Below are 16,847 nucleotides of genomic sequence, written 5' to 3'. Positions count from 1 at the left end.
ATGTCCGATTGTTTGCCTAATGGCCCGCTGATGATTGATGTGGCCGGCCATGTGCTGGATGAGCAGGAGCGGCAGCGTCTGCGTCATCCGCTGGTGGGCGGCATCATCCTGTTTCGCCGTAACTTTGCCAGCGTGGCGCAATTGCGCGAGCTGGTAGCGGCGATGCGTGCCGAGCGGCCGAATCTGCTGATTACTGTCGATCACGAAGGTGGTCGTGTGCAGCGTTTTCTCGATGGCTTTACCCGTTTGCCGCCGATGCGTCTGTTGGGTGAGTGCTATGACCGATCGCCAGATGAGGCTCTGGCATTGGCGGCGGATGTGGGTGAAGTGCTGGCCGCCGAGCTGCGTGCTTGCGATATCGACCTCAGCTACACACCGGTGCTGGACCTGGATTACCAGGCTTGCCCGGCCATCGGTAATCGTAGCTTCCATCGTGATCCGACCGTGGTGACGGCGCTGGCGCAAGCCTTGCTGCAGGGTTTGCTGCGTGGCGGCATGGCCAGTTGCGGTAAGCATTTTCCGGGGCATGGCTTTGTCGATGTCGATAGTCACCTCGATATCCCGCGCGATGAGCGCAGTCTGGCCGAGATTCGCGCTGCCGATTTGCAGCCCTTCGCTGATCTGGTGGCTGCCGGCATGGCGGCAGTGATGCCGGCGCATGTGATCTATCCGCAGGTGGATGGTTGCTCGGCCGGCTTTTCGCGCATCTGGCTGCAAGACGTGTTGCGAGGCGGGCTGGGCTTTGACGGCATGATTTTCTCGGATGATCTGAGCATGGAAGGGGCAGCAGGTGCCGGTGGCGTGGTTGGCCGCGTGCAGTCGGCGCTGGCGGCCGGTTGCGATATGGCGCTGGTATGCAATCGACCGGATCGTGTCGATGAAGTGCTGGCCAGTGGTGTTGAACTGCCGGCGAATCCGCAGTTGGCCGCAAGGCTGGCGGCGATGCGCGGGCAGGGCAGTGTGACTGACTGGCAAGCCTATCTGGCTTCGGTAGAATTTGCCCATGTGCAGGCGCGAGTGGCGGCAATCGAACTGGATGCGCAGTCGCTCAAGGGGCCAGCCGTTGGTGAGGCTTGCTGAGTAGCTTTTGCCATGTGAAAAAGGCCGCTTGCGCGGCCTTTTTTGCTTTATGGCAACTTACTTCCACACCGGCTTGGGTGGGGTGCCTTCCGAGGTCGTCAGGATCTCGTAGCCGGTCGGTGTGACCAGAATGGTATGTTCCCACTGGGCGGACAGGCTGCGATCCTTGGTGACCACAGTCCAGCCATCCGGCAGTACGCGCAGGTGACGTTTGCCCTGGTTGATCATCGGCTCGATGGTGAAGATCATGCCTTCTTTCAGTTCGAGGCCGGTGCCAGGCTGACCGTAGTGCAACACTTGTGGCTCTTCGTGAAATTTGGTGCCGATGCCGTGGCCGCAGAATTCCTGTACCACGCTGTAGCCGGCGGCTTCGGCATGACGCTGGATGGCGTAGCCGATATCGCCAAGGCGCGCGCCCGGCTTGACCTTCTCGATACCCTTCCACATGCACTCGTAAGTGACCTTGCACAAGCGGCGGGCAAATTCATTGACCTCGCCAACGTAGTACATGCGGCTGTTGTCACCGTGGTAGCCATCCTTGATGACGGTAACGTCGATGTTGACGATGTCACCTTTCTTCAGGGCCTTGCCATCAGGGATGCCGTGGCAGATGACATGGTTGACAGAGGTGCAGCAGGACTTGGTGTAAGGTGGTACGCCACCGCCGATGTCGTAACCCAGTGTGGCCGGAATGCTGCCTTGCACATCGACCATGTAGTCATGGCAGAGCTTGTCCAGCTCTTCGGTGGTCACGCCCGGTTTGACAAATGGCGTGATGTAGTCAAGCACTTCGGCAGCCAGTCGGCCGGCGATGCGCATTTTTTCGATATCTTGCTGATTCTTGATGACGATGGACATGCTGTGATCGCTTGATGAGTCAAGTCCTGATGATAGCAAACAATGACACCCCGCACGAAGGGGCGGGGCGTTGTCGGCCGGCTAAATCAGGCCAGGAACTGGTTGGGATAGACTTCGTCGATCAGGGTGCGGCAATCAACGATACGCAGATCGTTATCCTTGGCGAAATCCATCAGGAAGGTAAACACAGCCGGCTGGTTTTTCTCGAGCTTCTTGTCGACGGCAACACAGCGCACACCCTCGAGCAGCATCGGGCGGACATATTGGTGGTAAGCGAGTTTCTGGTCTTCACCGAAGGAGCACATGATGCCAGCCAGTCGTTCGGCCCAGTCGCTGGGGCGGAAGGTTCGGCCTTCGGAGGTCAGGCCTTGGATAACGATTTCATAGGGATTACAAATCATGACGTAACCGGGCGCATTCTTGAGTGTGAGTGTGGTCTCTGTTCCGGCTGATCTTGTATGCCGGCGCTTGGGCGGGCGGTGTCAGCAGTGTCGGGTTTTCCCTCGTATTCTACTGCAAAAACGCGCCCGCATCATTAAGCAAAACGCCCGTTTACCTGCGGATTTCCCTAATTTTACAGACGGCGGAACGGTGGCAGGGCAGCGAGCAGTCGTTTGCCGTATTGCTGTTTCACGAGGCGCGTATCGAGAATGGTGACGCGGCCATAATCCTGCTCGGTGCGGATCAGGCGGCCAACGGCCTGGATCAGCTTGATCGAGGCTTCAGGCACGGTCAGCTCGATAAACGGATTGCCACCGCGCTTTTCGATCCAGCGTGACAGCGTGCGGCCAACCGGGTCGTCGGGCATGGCAAACGGCAGCTTGGCGATGATGACATGCACGCAGGCTTCACCTGGCAGATCAAGGCCTTCGGCGAAAGAGTCGAGGCCGAACAGGATGCTCGCGCGGCCGCTCTTCAGTGCTTCGTGATGGTTTTGCAGCAGCACAGCCTTGGGCAGCGAGCCCTGCATCTGGATGTGCTCGCGCATGTCGGCAGGCAGCAGACTTTCGACTTCTTCCATTTGCCGGCGCGAGGTAAACAGCACCAGACTGCCGACCGACTCTTGAAGATCAACCAGTTTGGGCAGCCATTCGACGATTTCGCGGGTATGGCCGGCCTGGTCTTTTGGCGTACATAGCAGATTCGGCACGTACAACTCGCCTTGCTCGGCAAAGTTGAATGGCGACTCCAGTGCGATAGTCTGCACATCCGGCAGCCACTTCAGGCCGGTTTGCGATAGCAGCAGGTCGAAATTGCCTAGCGAGCGCAAGGTCGCCGATGTCAACACCGCACCGGCGGCCCGTCGCCACAGGGTGGCGGCGAGGCTGCCGGCCGCGCTGACTGGCGATGCCGAAAAGATGTAATCGCCCTTGCCATCGGCCTTGCGGGTGACCCATTTGGCAATCGGCGGCGCATTCTCTTCAGGCTCGCGCTCGAACAGATCCCACAAGGCGGTCAGCTGCTCGCAGCGCGCAATCATGAAGCCGACATCCGACAGCGTCTTGTCCAGCAGCACGGCATCTTGCTGTTTGTCCTTGCGTGACAGCGTTAGCGCATCATTCATGCCGGTCAGGTGCTTGTAGAGCAGGCGCGCCGACAGCGCCATATTGGCGGCCGGTATTTTCATGTTCTCGGGCAGGATGCCGTCTTCGATCAGCCATGAGGGTTCGAGGTTTTCACTATTAGCCTCAAGCGAAGGCTCGCCCTGCAGCAGCCACAGCCATTCGGTCAGGCTCTCCATGCAGCCGCCGGCGGCATCGCCGGCATTGCCGCACAATTCGTCCTTGTCGGTGAGGCTGGCCACGCGGGTGGATAGCGCGCCGACCTTGTCCAGCCAGCTCATGGCCTGGGCTGCGCTGTGTTCGGCGGCAAATTGGCCGATGGCCTTCTTGGCCAAGTGATGGCCCTCGTCGATGCAGTAGAAGCTGGCTTCTGGGGCGGGCAGGATTACGCCGCCGCCCATGGCGATATCGGCCAGCATCAGGTCATGGTTGGCCACCACGATGTCGACGGTTTCCAGGTTGTCTCGCGCCAGAAAGAACGGGCACTCCGGCCGGTTCGGACAGCCGGCGCGCAGACAGCCATGGCGGTCATTGGTGACGCGCCGCCACAGATCGTCTTCCAGCATCTCGGGCCAGGTGTCGCGGTCGCCATTCCATTTGCGATAGTGGAATGCGTCGGCCAGCTCGCGCAGCGCGTCGATTTCGGCCTGCTCGGGCTTGCGCTCCCACAGTGCCAGTGAAGGGTCCATCGCAATCAGCTCGCCCTGGGCGGTATCGGCCGTCAGCTGGTACAGACGATACGGGCACAGATAGCGGCCGCGCCCTTTGGCCAAGGCAAAGGTAGCCTGCAGGCCGCTGTTTTCGATGGCAAAGGGCAGGTCACGATTGACCAGCTGCTCTTGCAGCGCCACGGTGGCACTGGTGACAACCAGCTTTTTGCCACGCGATTTGGCCATCACCGTGCCGGCCAGCAGGTAGGCCAGACTCTTGCCGACGCCGGTCGGGCCCTCGACCACGACAATGCTCTCGCCTTGGCGCTCGGGTTCATCCTCGCCTTCACCCGGCATGGGCAGACTATTGCCCAACGCATTGGCCACGGCGGCCAACATCTGGCGCTGGGCAGCACGCGGGCGGAATCCCGGCAGTTTTTCGGCAATGGCGCGATAGTGCTCGCGCAGGGCATCTTTTTCGGCATCGGTCAGCATCCGCGCATTGTAACGGATGCGCTGCAGCCGCGCTGTGGCATCTGGTTTATCGATACTGCGTTGCGGCATGACATTCCGCGCCGGCCGTGCCTAGACTGGCTGATGACATTGCGCCGTGCTGGCGCAAAAAAGGCAGCAAAGTCTGCCGTCAAGACACCGCAAGGGGGAGAGAGATGACGAATCCGGTCAGCAAGGTTTTACTGGTCAGCAATGATGCCGCATGGCTTTCACGGGTGCAGGATGGCCTCGCCGCAGCTGCGGCACGCTTGCCCAATCCACTGGGCCTGGCCTTTTTGACAGCGGCGGCGGCCGAGGCGCGGCAGTTGGCCGCAAGCGAAGGCGAGTTGCAGTTTGTCTTGCTCGACAAGGGGCAGGACAGGGCTGCGACGCAGGTGATAGTCAGCCTGGCCAACGATGTCGCGGCGCTGCGCCCCGAGCTGTCGCTGTATGTGGTGCTGCAGGACGATGACGAGAAGGTGCTGATGGAGGCGCTGGCCAGTCATGCGGTCGATGGCTATTTCTATCGTGACGAGGATGACTTTCACGGCTGGTTTCGCATCCTGGCGGCCGAGCTGGCCGAAAAGTCGGCAACGCCGTTTTACGATGCGCTCAAGCACTATGTGAGCATGGCCAAGGATTCCTGGCATACGCCGGGCCATGCCGGTGGCGATTCGCTGAAGAACAGCCCGTGGGTCGGTGATTTTTACGAGTTTGTCGGCGAGGAAATGTTGCGCGCCGACTTGTCGGTGTCGGTGCCGATGCTGGATTCGCTGCTGCACCCGACCGGGGTGATTGCCGAGGCGCAAAGGTTGGCCGCCAAGGCGTTCGGTGCGCGCGAAACCTATTTCGCCACCAATGGCACCTCGACTTCCAATAAGGTGATTTTCCAGACCCTGCTGGCGCCGGGTGACAAGCTGCTGCTGGATCGCAATTGTCACAAATCAGTACATCACGGTGTGATCCTGTCCGGTGCCTTGCCGGTGTATCTGGACTCTTCGGTCAATCGCCGCTACGGCATTTTCGGGCCGGTGCCCAGGGCGCGCATTCTGGCGGCGATTGCGGCCAACCCTGATGCCAAGGTGCTGATTCTGACCTCTTGCACCTACGACGGCTTGCGTTACGAGCTTGCGCCCATCATCGAAGCCGCCCATGCGGCCGGAATCAAGGTGATTGTCGACGAGGCTTGGTATGGCCATGCGCGTTTTCATCATGCCTTGCGGCCAACCGCGCTGGAGGCAGGAGCCGACTATGTCACCCAAAGCACGCACAAGGTGCTGTCGGCGTTTTCACAAGCGAGCATGATCCATGTGAACGACCCGGATTTCGATGCGCACCTGTTTCGCGAAAACTTCAATATGCACACCTCGACCAGTCCGCAGTACAACCTGATTGCCAGTCTGGATGTGGCACGCAAACAGGCAGTGACCGAGGGTTTTCGCCTGCTGGACAAGGCCTTGCGACTGGCACAAGAGCTGCGCGACAAGATTAACGCCACTGGCGTGTTCCGCGTGCTGGAGCTGGCTGATCTGCTGCCGGAGGAGGTGCGTGAAGATGGCATCCGGCTGGATCCGACCAAACTCACCATCGATATCAGCGCCTCGGGCTTTGGCGTGGATGAGCTGCAGCAGCAGCTATTTGAGCGCTTCAATATCCAGGTCGAGAAATCCACCTTCAATACCATCACGCTGTTGCTGACGGTTGGCACCACGCGCAGCAAGGTATCGCGCCTGTTTGATGCCTTGCTACGACTGGCCAAGGGCCAGCAAGGGCAGCGCCACGTTGGCCGCATGCCGGAGATTCCGGGCTTTACCCGGCTGGCTTGCCTGCCGCGTGATGCTTTCTATGAAGCCGGCGAGCGCTTGCCGCTGCTGGACGATGACGGCATGCCCAATGCCGCGCTGATCGGCCGCGTCTGTTGCGACCAGATCGTGCCTTATCCACCGGGCATTCCGGTACTGGTGCCGGGGCAGGTGATTGGCGCGGAAATCATCGCCTATCTGGCGCGTTTGTTGAAAACGCAGAAGAGCATAGAGTTGCACGGGCTGGATGAGCGCAGCGGCGAGCCCTTGATGCGGGTGTTGACAGCAGACGAGCAGGCAATTTTGCCGGCCTTGTCATGAGTCAGATGCATGGCTGATATTTTTCAGCTGCATGGGTGTTCATTTTGCTAAACGGCCAGCGCCGGCAAATGCCTGATCTGTATCAGCTTTCAGGCATTGCCGGCGTTTGGCTGTTATCGAATCGCTGTACATGGGCTTGTCACCGGATTGGATTTCGGATACATATATCCATGTCGCAAATCTGTAAATAATGATTCAGACATGCGATTATCCAGCTTGATTTTTGCCCGGAACGGGCTTGTTTGCGTGTAGTAATGTGCCATTGCGCATGAAAACGCCATGTTTTCACGCGACAGTGGCATTTATTTTTTGGAACACATCATGACTCAAACCAGACATTTCCTGCAGTTCAGCGACCTGACAGCCGAAGAGTGCCAATACCTCTTCCAGCGTGCCCGGGTACTGAAGCGACGACATGTCTCCGGCGTGCTGCATCAGCCTTTGCGCGGCAAGGTCATGACCATGATTTTCGAAAAGAACTCGACCCGTACACGGGTTTCCTTTGAAGCCGGCATGGCCCAGCTTGGCGGCCACGCCATGTTTCTGGATGGCAAAAGCTCGCAGATCGGCCGTGGCGAACCGGTAGAAGATACCGCCCGTGTGCTGGCGCGCATGTCGGACATCATCATGATCCGCACTTTCGAGCAGGGCATGGTGGAAAAGCTTGCGGCCAACTCGCGGGTACCGGTCATCAACGGCCTGACCAACGAGTATCACCCTTGCCAAATCCTGGCTGACATCCTGACCTTCATCGAACATCGCGGTGATATCCGTGGCAAGACGGTGGCGTGGATCGGTGATGGCAACAATATGGCACGCACCTGGCTGCAGGCGGCCAAGCTGCTGGGCTTCAAGCTGAAAGTGGCAACGCCGGTCGGCTATGAGCTGAAAGTACTGGACGGTCAGCATTATGGCAGCGACTGTTTCGAGGCCTTCCATAATCCGGCTTCGGCTGTTGCCGGTGCCGATCTGGTGACCACCGATGTGTTTACCAGTATGGGTTATGAAGGCGAGGCCGAAGCGCGTCGCCAGGCCTTTGAAGGCTATATGGTGACCCCGGCGATGATGGCTGCGGCCAACCCTGATGCGCTGTTCATGCACTGCCTGCCGGCCCACCGTGGCGAAGAGGTGGACGCAGCTGTCATTGATGGTCCGCAAAGCGTAGTATGGGACGAAGCGGAAAACCGCATGCACGCCCAGAAAGCCCTGATTGAATACCTGATGCTGGGTCGTCTGAACGACTGATCCGGCTTGTAGACTGAGAGAGAAAACGATGGCAGACATCAATAAAGTCGTACTCGCCTATTCGGGCGGTCTGGATACTTCGGTGATCCTGAAGTGGTTGCAAGATACTTATCAGTGTGAAGTGGTGACCTTCACTGCCGATCTGGGCCAGGGTGAAGAGCTGGAGCCGGCACGCCAGAAGGCGCTGAAGTTCGGCATCAAGCAGGAAAACATCTTCATTGACGACCTGCGTGAAGAGTTCGTGCGTGACTTCGTGTTCCCGATGTTCCGTGCCAACACCATTTACGAAGGCGAATACCTGCTGGGCACCTCCATCGCCCGCCCGCTGATTGCCAAGCGCCAGATCGAGATCGCCAATATGACTGGTGCCGACGCGGTATCGCACGGTGCGACCGGCAAGGGTAACGACCAGGTACGTTTCGAGCTGGGCTACTACGGCCTGAAGCCGGATGTAAAAGTGATTGCCCCATGGCGCGAGTGGGATCTGCTGTCCCGCGAGAAGCTCTTGGCCTATGCCGAGAAGAACGGCATTCCGGTTGACATGAAGCACAAAAATGGTGGCGCGCCGTACTCGATGGACGCCAACCTGTTGCACATCTCCTTCGAAGGCCGTCATCTGGAGAACCCGTCTGCCGAGGCGGAAGAATCCATGTGGCGCTGGACCGTGTCGCCTGAGGCGGCACCGGATGAAGCCGAATACCTCGACGTCGAATTCGAAAAGGGCGATATCGTCGCACTGAACGGTGTCCGTCTGGCTGCGCACGAAGTGCTGGCCAAACTGAATGAACTGGGTGGCAAGCACGGTATCGGTCGTCTGGATCTGGTAGAGAACCGCTACGTCGGTATGAAGTCGCGCGGCTGCTACGAAACCCCGGGTGGTACCATCATCCTAAAGGCGCACCGCGCGATCGAGTCCATTACCCTGGACCGCGAAGTCGCTCACCTGAAGGACGACTTGATGCCACGCTACGCCAGCCTGATTTACAACGGCTACTGGTGGGCGCCGGAGCGCAAGGCCTTGCAGACCCTGATCGACTACACCCAGCAGACCGTTAACGGCTGGGTACGCCTGAAGCTGTACAAGGGCAATGTGATTGTGGTGAGCCGCGACTCCAAGACCAACTCGCTGTTCGACATGAATATCGCGACCTTTGATGATGACGGCGGTGCCTACAACCAGGCCGATGCCGGCGGTTTCATCAAGCTGAATGCGCTACGCATGCGTATTGCCGGTCGCTTGAACAAGTAAGCAGCTGCTTGCGTTAAAACAAAAACCGCACCATGCAAAATGGTGCGGTTTTTGTTTGCGGGTCATATAATTGCGGCCAACCTTTTGATGCCATCCATATAGCGGTCACTATGAGCGAAGAACAATTTACCAACTGGTCCATGGGCATTTTGCTGACAGGCCTGATCATTTTCATGGGCTTCATTATCTGGGATCTGGGCAAGAAGTCCGGTGCGGGCAAGACCGGCATGATCGCGCTGTTTGTAGTGCTGGGTTTCGGGGTGATGGGCTTCGTGTTCAAGAACCTCTTGGTCGAATTCCTGCTGATGAAGTGAGTGCTGGCAAGAATATGGAAAAAGGTACTATCTGCCGCTGGCAGGATGATCGTGGCTTCGGTTTTATCCAGCCTGCCAAGGGGTCGGCGCTATTTGTGCATGTGAGTGCTTTTGCTGCCACACCACGACGGCCGGTAGATGGGGATGAAGTCTATTTCCGGCGCATACAGGACGAGAATGGCAAGTCGAAAGCCAACTGGGCAGCCTTTGCCAGTGTGCCGCAACAAGCGGTCAAGGCCAGAGAGTTGCCGGATAATACGCCTAGACCATGGTTTGCCTTGCTGTTCGGTGTTGTGCTTTGCGGGCTGTACGCCATGACGTTGGTGTCACGAGAAGTATTGATGCTGTATGCGATTGCCAGTTTGTTGACAGTGGTTGTTTATCATCGTGACAAGGTGGCGGCCATGCACAGTCGCTGGCGTACCCCAGAGCGTACCTTGCATATGCTTGCCTTGCTGGGTGGCTGGCCGGGGGCCATGCTGGCGCAGTTCATGTTTCGCCATAAATCGACCAAGCAATCTTTCAGGCGTTGGTTCTGGCTGACCGTCGTGGCTAATCTGACGCTGCTGGCCGGGCTGGTGCTGCGAGGTGATGACTGGCTGGCAACCCTACGCTGACAATTGTTAGTGCGGGCGGTAGAATAAACGCCATTTTATTGAGGATTCACCATGCCATCTTTTGATACTGTCTCCGAAGTGGATATCGTAGAAGTACGCAACGCCTTCGACCAGACCAGCAAGGAAGTCGCGACCCGTTACGACTTCAAGGGCACCAGTGCCAGTCTCGAGCTGAAAGACAAAGTGATTACCATGACCGGTGACGCCCAGTTCCAGCTGGACCAGATCAAGGACATCCTGCTGGGCAAGCTGGCCAAGCGCGGCATCGATGTACGTTGTCTCGACTACGGTGACGTGAAGCAGGTTGGCGGTAACAAGGCCACCCAGACCGTGACCGTGAAGGAAGGCATCGAAACCGAGCTGGCCAAGAAAATCGTCAAGATGATCAAGGACTCCAAGCTCAAGGTGCAGGCCAGCATCCAGGGCGAATCGGTACGCGTGACCGGTGCCAAGCGTGACGACCTGCAGGCCGTGATGCAGCTGCTGCGCAAGGATGTGACCGACTTCCCGCTGCAGTTCAACAACTTCCGCGACTGAGTCGCGCAAGGGTTGGCCGCAAGCCATGAAAAAAGCTGCCGGATGGCAGCTTTTTTCATTCCCGCAAGATTCCGGACGGGGCAGGGGTTTATTCGATGCCCTTGACGCCGTTTTCTACCGCCCAGACCGCCGCTTCGAGGCGCGAGCGGAAATTGAGCTTGCGCAGCAGGCTCTTCACATGCACCTTGACCGTGCCTTCGGCAATGCCGAGTTCGCGGCCGATCAGCTTGTTGGATAGTCCGCCGGCCAGGCACTGCAGGATTTCCTGCTCGCGCTCGGTCAGCGAAGAGAACTGCTGATTGCGGTCCACCGCATTATCACCACGTAGCGCAATTGCCAGTGCGCGGCCGAGCCGCTCCGGAATCGCCATCTGGCCATCCAGCGCCTCCACCAGCCGGTTGATGATGTCTTCCGGCTCCATATCCTTCAGCAGATAACCATCGGCACCGGCGCGCACGGCATTTACCAAGTCACGGTTTTCATCCGACACGGTCAGCATGACCACCTTGCAATCCAGATCCAGCTGCTTGATTTCGCGCAGCGTAGCTATGCCGTCGAGATCCTTCATATTGAGGTCGAGAATCACCAGATCCGGCTGTAATTCGTTGACCAGGCGTATGCCTTCATGGCCGCCGGCGGCTTCGCCCACCACCAGAAAATCCGGATTCATGCCCAGTAGCTGGACGACCCCTTTGCGAAAGAGCGGGTGATCATCAATCACCACGATGCGGTAAGGCTGATTGTTCATGATGCTTTCTGCTGCTCCTGATCAAAATCGCTGTCTATTTGTTGATTGGCAAACGGTGTCAGCGGCGCAAAACGCAGGGTGACCTGGGTGCCGCGCGGTTCGTTTGCTTGCATGCTGATCTGGCCGCCCAGGCTGCGCGCCCGGTCACGCATGATGGACAGACCGTAGTGCTGGCGCTTTTCCGGGTTAGGGTCCAGCCCCTTGCCGTCGTCCTTGATGCTCACCACGATTTCGCTGCCTATCCAGTCCAGATGGATCTGGGTGTTTTCGGCCTGAGCATGATGATGCACATTGGCCAGTGCCTCGCGCACGATCTGCAGCACGTGGATTTCTTCTTCTGCGGCCAACTCGACACCCAGCAGCTTGTTGCTGAGGCTGATATTGATGCCGCAGCGATCGCTGAATTCCTCGACCGTGGCCATCAGCGCGGCATGCAAGCCATCGTGATTGATCTGCAGGCGGAAGGTGGTCAGCAGCTCGCGCAGCTGGCGGTAGGCGCTATTGAGACCTTCGCGCAGCTCGAGCAGGGTGGCTTGCGCGTCTTCCGGCCGGTTCTGCAGCTGGCCTTGCAGGCGCAACACCTGGATTTTCAGGTAGGACAGTGCCTGTGCCAGCGAGTCGTGCAATTCGCGCGCAATCACCGAACGCTCTTCAAACAGCGCCAGCCGGTGCAGCGACTGCTTGCGTCGTGCGCTGGCCAGGGCGGTGCCCAGCATGCGGCTGACGTCCTCCAGCACTTCGACATGCCAGTCGTCGGCCTGTATACCATCATTCATGGTTACCGGCATGATGCCGTAGGCAACGCCGGCATCACGCAGGGTAAACACCATGGCGTGGCGGTCGGTCTGGCAATCCTGCTTGCTGTGCTCGAGGCAGCCTTCACAGTCCTGCTCGAGGCAGCCCAGCCGGATGCCTTGCTGCTGGTTATTCGCCAGTTTGAATGCAGGGATGATGGGCTGGTCGCGCGGAGCTTGCTGGTCGGTCAGACAGATGGCGGCATCGTGGATCGGCATCGCCGCGGTCAGCTCTTTCAGCGCGGCATCAAAGATCGCCTGATCGGGCTCGTGGTCGGCCAGCAGGGCCTTGATGCGATAGCGCAGCTGCAGCGCGGTCTGGCTTTGCTCCAGCGCGGCGGTTTTCTCGGTGACGCGTGCTTCGAGTTGGCTGTAGCTGGCCTGTAATTCTGCAAACAGATTATTGAGCGCATTCTTCAGCAGGCCGATTTCGCTGTTGGCCGCAATGCCGATGCGCGCCTCAAAGCGGCCGTTCTGCACCTGACGGGCCACGCTGGCCATCACGGTAATCGGGTAGCTGATGTTGTGGTAGGTCCACAGCACAATCATCACAAAGGCGATGGCGATGATCAGCAGCGATATCCACTGCAGCTTCATCAGTAACTGCAGGCGCGATTCGTGGGCCTTTTCCATGGCACTGACAAACTGGTCGAGCTGGTCGACATAGCCGTGAATCGCCGGCAACAGGCCGGGGTTGGCCCCTTTGACTTCGCGCTCCAGCTCACCGCGAATGTGATTTTTCCATTCGCCGGCAACCGCTTCGAAATGCTGGCGCACCGGATCAGCTTTGTCGGCAGGCAGCACGTTGGCAATGCTGGCGTGGTAAAGGCGGCGCTCGAATTCGGCGATGGCCTGATCCACCTCGCGGCGATTGCCCTGAGCGCTGTCATGAGCCGACAGCACGGTAGCCGAAATCAGATAAGCCTGTTTGCGCAGCGAGCCGGCCATATTGATGGCCTCGCCGCCGCCGGCGGACAGATTGGTAATCCAGCCGCTGAGCAGGATGCTGATAAAGCCCGGCAAGGCCAAAAGCAGCAGCGCCAGCGACAGCTTGGCGGTGATGGATAGGCGGGAAAAGAATGGCATGGGCATCGGAATGGGTTCTCAGGTTACGGTTCGCCCCAGTCGGCTATTGTCCGGCCAGCGGCGTGGCGGCTGTATACCCATGAGTGGGTAACACAACTGGTAGTACCCCTTCCGGACGATTGTGGGGGCTTGAGGTGACGCCTAAGCTGCAGCAAAAGTGAAAGTTCATTATGACCTTTGATATCTCGCGCCGCATGATGCTGTTCGGTCGCCACCGCCAGGTGGCTGAGCCTGGAGTCCTTTATCCGCCTTGGGCGGCAGCGGATTTTACAGCGCGCTGCACCCGCTGTAATGCCTGCGTGACTGCCTGTCCGACACAAATCATCCGGCCAGGGTCTGGTGGTTTTCCTGAAGTCGATTTCAAGCAGGGCGAATGCACCTTCTGTGGTGTCTGTCGCGATGCCTGTACCCCGCACGCCCTTGATGCGGCCACAAGTTGGCCGCAAAAGGCCCGGATAGGCGAGGGCTGTCTGGCTGCGGCCAACGTCGAGTGCCGCATCTGCGGCGAGTCCTGTCCCGAGTCTGCCATCCGCTTTCAGTGGCAGGCAGGCAAAGTCGCCCAGCCGGTGCTGTCCAGCGAGCTTTGCAGTGGTTGCGGCGCCTGTGTCGCGCCATGCCCGGCCAGCGTCATCAAAGTTGTTTTGCCAAGGAATGAATAGCCCATGAACGTTTATAGCCTGGTGATCCGCCCGCTTCCGGCGCAGATGTCAGAAGTGAAATCACGTCTGCTGACCGTGCCTGGGGTGGAGATCCATCAGGAGCACGAAGGCCGTCTGATCGTGACGGTAGAGGATGTGCCCGGTTACCGCTGCAGCGAGGCGCTGACAGCCATCCAGAGTTTCAGCGGTGTCATGTCGACCACGCTGGTGTACGAGTTTTGTGATGATGAACTGGCCGACCCGGCTGCTGCACAGTCGTGACAGCAGTCGGGATCTGACCACGCGTTCGGGGAGGAGTAAGTAATGAGTTTGGATCGTCGGGATTTTATCAAGGCGACGGCCGTCAGTGCGGCGGCAGCCAGCATCGGTATTCCGGTGGTGGACGCCGCCACCAAGGACGCCAAGGCCGTAGCAGCCAAGGATGTACGTTGGGACAAGGCGCCATGCCGTTTCTGTGGTACCGGCTGTGCGGTGCTGGTCGGCACGCAAAATGGCCGTGTAGTGGCCACCCAGGGTGACCCGGATGCGCCGGTCAACCGTGGCCTCAACTGTATCAAGGGCTACTTCCTGTCCAAGATCATGTACGGTGGCGACCGCTTGACCAAGCCGCTGCTGCGCAAGAAAAACGGCAAGTACGACAAGAATGGCGAGTTCACGCCGGTCAGCTGGGAAGAAGCGCTGACCATCATGGAACAGAAAACCAAGGAAGCGCTGAAAACCACCGGTCCGAATTCGATCGCGATGTTCGGCTCCGGCCAGTGGACGGTGTGGGAAGGCTATGCCGCTTCCAAGCTGTTCAAGGCAGGCTTCCGCAGCAATAACCTTGACCCGAATGCCCGTCACTGCATGGCCTCGGCCGTTGCCGGCTTCATGCGCACCTTCGGTATCGACGAGCCTATGGGCTGTTACGACGATATCGAGGCGACCGATGCCTTCGTGCTGTGGGGCTCGAACATGGCCGAGATGCATCCTATCCTGTGGAGCCGCATCGCTGATCGCCGTCTGAGCAATCCGAAATCCAAGGTGATGGTGTTGTCGACGTTCGAGCACCGCTCGTTCGAGCTGGCCGACAGCGGCATGATTTTCGTGCCGCAGACTGATCTGGCGATCATGAACTTCATCTGCCATCACATCATCAGCACCGGCCGCGTCAACAAGGACTTCGTCAGCAAGCATGTGAACTTCAAGCTGGGCGAAACCGATATCGGCTATGGCCTGCGTCCAAAGCATCCGCTGGAAGTGAATGCCAAGTTCAACGGCTATCCGGGCGCTGACGGCAAGCCCAAGCCGATGCCGACCGAAGCCAAACCGATCTCTTTCGACGAGTTTGCCAAATTCGTGTCGGAGTACACCGCCGAGAAAGTCAGCAAGCTTTCCGGCGTGCCGGTAGACAAGCTCAAGGCACTGGCCGAGCTGTATGCCGACCCGAAAACCAAGGTGGTGTCGTTCTGGACCATGGGCTTCAACCAGCATACGCGTGGTACTTGGGCCAACAACATGATCTACAACATCCACTTGCTGGTGGGCAAGATCTCCGAGCCGGGCAACAGCCCGTTCTCGCTGACCGGTCAGCCATCGGCCTGTGGTACCGCGCGCGAAGTGGGGACCTTCTCCCACCGTCTGCCGGCTGACATGGTGGTAACCAACCCTGAGCATCGCAAGCACACCGAAGAAATCTGGCAGCTGCCGGATGGCACCATTCCTGACAAGAACGGCCTGCACGCGGTAGCCATGGCGCGTGCACTGAAGGACGGCAAGATCAAGTTCTACTGGCAGATGTGCAACAACAATATGCAGGCCGGCCCGAACATCAACGAAGAGCTGTATCCGGGCTGGCGTCATCCGAATGCCTTCGTGGTGGTATCCGACCCGTACCCGAACGTTTCGGCACTGGCGGCCGACCTGATTCTGCCGACAGCGATGTGGGTGGAAAAAGAAGGGGCTTATGGCAACGCCGAGCGGCGTACCCAGTTCTGGCGTCAGCAGGTGAAGGCACCAGGCGAGGCGCGCTCCGACCTGTGGCAGCTGATGGCCTTTGCCAAGCGCTTCAAGATTGAAGAAGTATGGCCGGCCGAGCTGATTGCCAAAAAGCCTGCTTATCGCGGCAAGACCCTGTTTGACGTGCTGTACGCCAACGGCAAGGTCAACAAGTTCAAGAACGACCAGCTGCAGAAGGGCTTTGATAACGACGAAGCCAAGGCTTTCGGCTTCTACGTGCAAAAAGGCCTGTTCGAAGAGTACGCCGAGTTCGGCCGTGGTCATGGCCACGATCTGGCTCCGTTCGATACCTATCACCAGGTGCGTGGTCTGCGCTGGCCGGTGGTGAACGGCAAGGAAACCCGCTGGCGCTTCCGCGAGGGCTTTGACCCGTATGTGAAGAAGGGCGAGGGCATGCGCTTCTACGGCAACAAGGATGGCAAGGCCAATATCTTTGCGCTGCCTTACCAGCCTGCCGCCGAGTCGCCGGATAAAGAGTATGACCTGTGGCTGTGTACCGGCCGTGTGCTCGAGCACTGGCACACCGGCACCATGACCCGTCGCGTGCCCGAGCTGCACAAGGCCGTGCCCGAGGCGATGGTCTTCATGCACCCGGACGAGGCCAAGCAACGCGGCCTGCAGCGCGGCATGCTGGTCAAGGTCAAGTCGCGTCGTGGCGAGATGACGGCCCGTCTGGAAACGCGTGGCCGCAACAAGCCGCCAAAAGGGCTGATCTTCGTGCCGTTCTTTGATGAAGGTCGTCTGGTCAACAAGCTGACGCTGGATGCGACTTGCCCGATCTCCAAAGAGACGGACTACAAGAAGTGTGCAGTGAAGGTCATGAAAGCCTGAGCGT

Annotated in this window: 14 protein-coding genes and 1 pseudogene; 10 read left to right on the top strand and 5 right to left on the bottom strand. The window is 58.9% G+C overall.

Translation table 11 applies throughout. From position 1 onward, the window contains the following. Complete coding sequence (gene nagZ, locus ACZ9W6_RS00625) at positions 1 to 1,080, top strand: beta-N-acetylhexosaminidase (RefSeq protein ID WP_465189112.1); 1,080 nt, start codon at positions 1 to 3, stop codon at positions 1,078 to 1,080. Positions 1,081 to 1,137: 57 nt separating this feature from the next. Here nagZ and map read toward each other — a convergent pair whose 3' ends face one another. The 3 genes and pseudogenes from map to dinG form a co-directional block, all read right to left on the bottom strand. After that, positions 1,138 to 1,938, bottom strand: coding sequence for a type I methionyl aminopeptidase (gene map / locus ACZ9W6_RS00620; RefSeq protein ID WP_465189111.1), 801 nt, complete (start codon positions 1,936 to 1,938; stop codon positions 1,138 to 1,140). Between the two features lie 113 nt (positions 1,939 to 2,051). Further along, a pseudogene (locus tag ACZ9W6_RS00615) lies at positions 2,052 to 2,339 on the bottom strand (DUF3579 domain-containing protein); the annotation flags it as partial. 173 nt (positions 2,340 to 2,512) lie between these two features. Next, positions 2,513 to 4,645, bottom strand: a complete 2,133-nt coding sequence (dinG, locus tag ACZ9W6_RS00610) for an ATP-dependent DNA helicase DinG (RefSeq protein WP_465189457.1) — start codon at positions 4,643 to 4,645, stop codon at positions 2,513 to 2,515. 173 nt (positions 4,646 to 4,818) lie between these two features. Here dinG and ACZ9W6_RS00605 point away from each other — a divergent pair, with 173 nt between their 5' ends. The 6 genes from ACZ9W6_RS00605 (at position 4,819) to ACZ9W6_RS00580 (ending at position 10,727) form a co-directional block, all read left to right on the top strand. Further along, complete coding sequence (locus ACZ9W6_RS00605) at positions 4,819 to 6,765, top strand: aminotransferase class I/II-fold pyridoxal phosphate-dependent enzyme (RefSeq protein WP_465189110.1); 1,947 nt, start codon at positions 4,819 to 4,821, stop codon at positions 6,763 to 6,765. Positions 6,766 to 7,086: 321 nt separating this feature from the next. Continuing rightward, entirely contained in the window at positions 7,087 to 8,010 is a 924-nt protein-coding gene (gene argF / locus ACZ9W6_RS00600) for an ornithine carbamoyltransferase (protein WP_465189109.1), read from the top strand. Between the two features lie 28 nt (positions 8,011 to 8,038). Then, positions 8,039 to 9,259 (top strand): argininosuccinate synthase, encoded by a 1,221-nt coding sequence (locus ACZ9W6_RS00595; protein ID WP_465189108.1) that lies wholly within the window; start codon positions 8,039 to 8,041, stop codon positions 9,257 to 9,259. A 110-nt stretch (positions 9,260 to 9,369) separates the two neighbouring features. After that, positions 9,370 to 9,573, top strand: coding sequence for a DUF2788 domain-containing protein (locus ACZ9W6_RS00590; protein WP_465189107.1), 204 nt, complete (start codon positions 9,370 to 9,372; stop codon positions 9,571 to 9,573). Between the two features lie 14 nt (positions 9,574 to 9,587). Further along, positions 9,588 to 10,190, top strand: a complete 603-nt coding sequence (locus ACZ9W6_RS00585) for a DUF1294 domain-containing protein (RefSeq protein ID WP_465189106.1) — start codon at positions 9,588 to 9,590, stop codon at positions 10,188 to 10,190. A 51-nt stretch (positions 10,191 to 10,241) separates the two neighbouring features. Further along, the gene (locus ACZ9W6_RS00580; RefSeq protein ID WP_465189105.1) at positions 10,242 to 10,727 is read left to right on the top strand and encodes a YajQ family cyclic di-GMP-binding protein; all 486 of its coding nucleotides are present in this window, start codon (positions 10,242 to 10,244) and stop codon (positions 10,725 to 10,727) included. A gap of 88 nt (positions 10,728 to 10,815) precedes the next feature. On the opposite strand, the gene narL is transcribed toward ACZ9W6_RS00580, so the two are convergent. Both narL and ACZ9W6_RS00570 read right to left on the bottom strand, forming a co-directional pair. Then, the gene (gene narL, locus ACZ9W6_RS00575; protein ID WP_465189104.1) at positions 10,816 to 11,475 is read right to left on the bottom strand and encodes a two-component system response regulator NarL; all 660 of its coding nucleotides are present in this window, start codon (positions 11,473 to 11,475) and stop codon (positions 10,816 to 10,818) included. Then, a complete protein-coding gene (locus ACZ9W6_RS00570) occupies positions 11,472 to 13,355 on the bottom strand; it encodes a histidine kinase (RefSeq protein WP_465189103.1) in 1,884 nt (627 codons plus the stop codon). The genes narL and ACZ9W6_RS00570 overlap by 4 nt, the downstream gene beginning before the upstream one ends. A 170-nt stretch (positions 13,356 to 13,525) precedes the next feature. On the opposite strand from ACZ9W6_RS00570, the gene napF reads away from it, so the two are divergent. The 3 genes from napF to napA are packed head-to-tail and all read left to right on the top strand — an operon-like array spanning position 13,526 to position 16,843. Next, positions 13,526 to 14,014 (top strand): ferredoxin-type protein NapF, encoded by a 489-nt coding sequence (napF, locus tag ACZ9W6_RS00565; protein ID WP_465189102.1) that lies wholly within the window; start codon positions 13,526 to 13,528, stop codon positions 14,012 to 14,014. A gap of 3 nt (positions 14,015 to 14,017) precedes the next feature. Further along, entirely contained in the window at positions 14,018 to 14,275 is a 258-nt protein-coding gene (locus ACZ9W6_RS00560) for a chaperone NapD (protein ID WP_465189101.1), read from the top strand. 42 nt (positions 14,276 to 14,317) lie between these two features. Continuing rightward, a complete protein-coding gene (gene napA, locus ACZ9W6_RS00555) occupies positions 14,318 to 16,843 on the top strand; it encodes a nitrate reductase catalytic subunit NapA (RefSeq protein WP_465189100.1) in 2,526 nt (841 codons plus the stop codon). Positions 16,844 to 16,847 lie beyond the last annotated feature (4 nt).

This window comes from Vogesella lacus, assembly GCF_979366295.1.
Note: the sequence above shows the minus strand (reverse complement) of the source record. Positions and strands in the feature narration are given on the sequence as shown.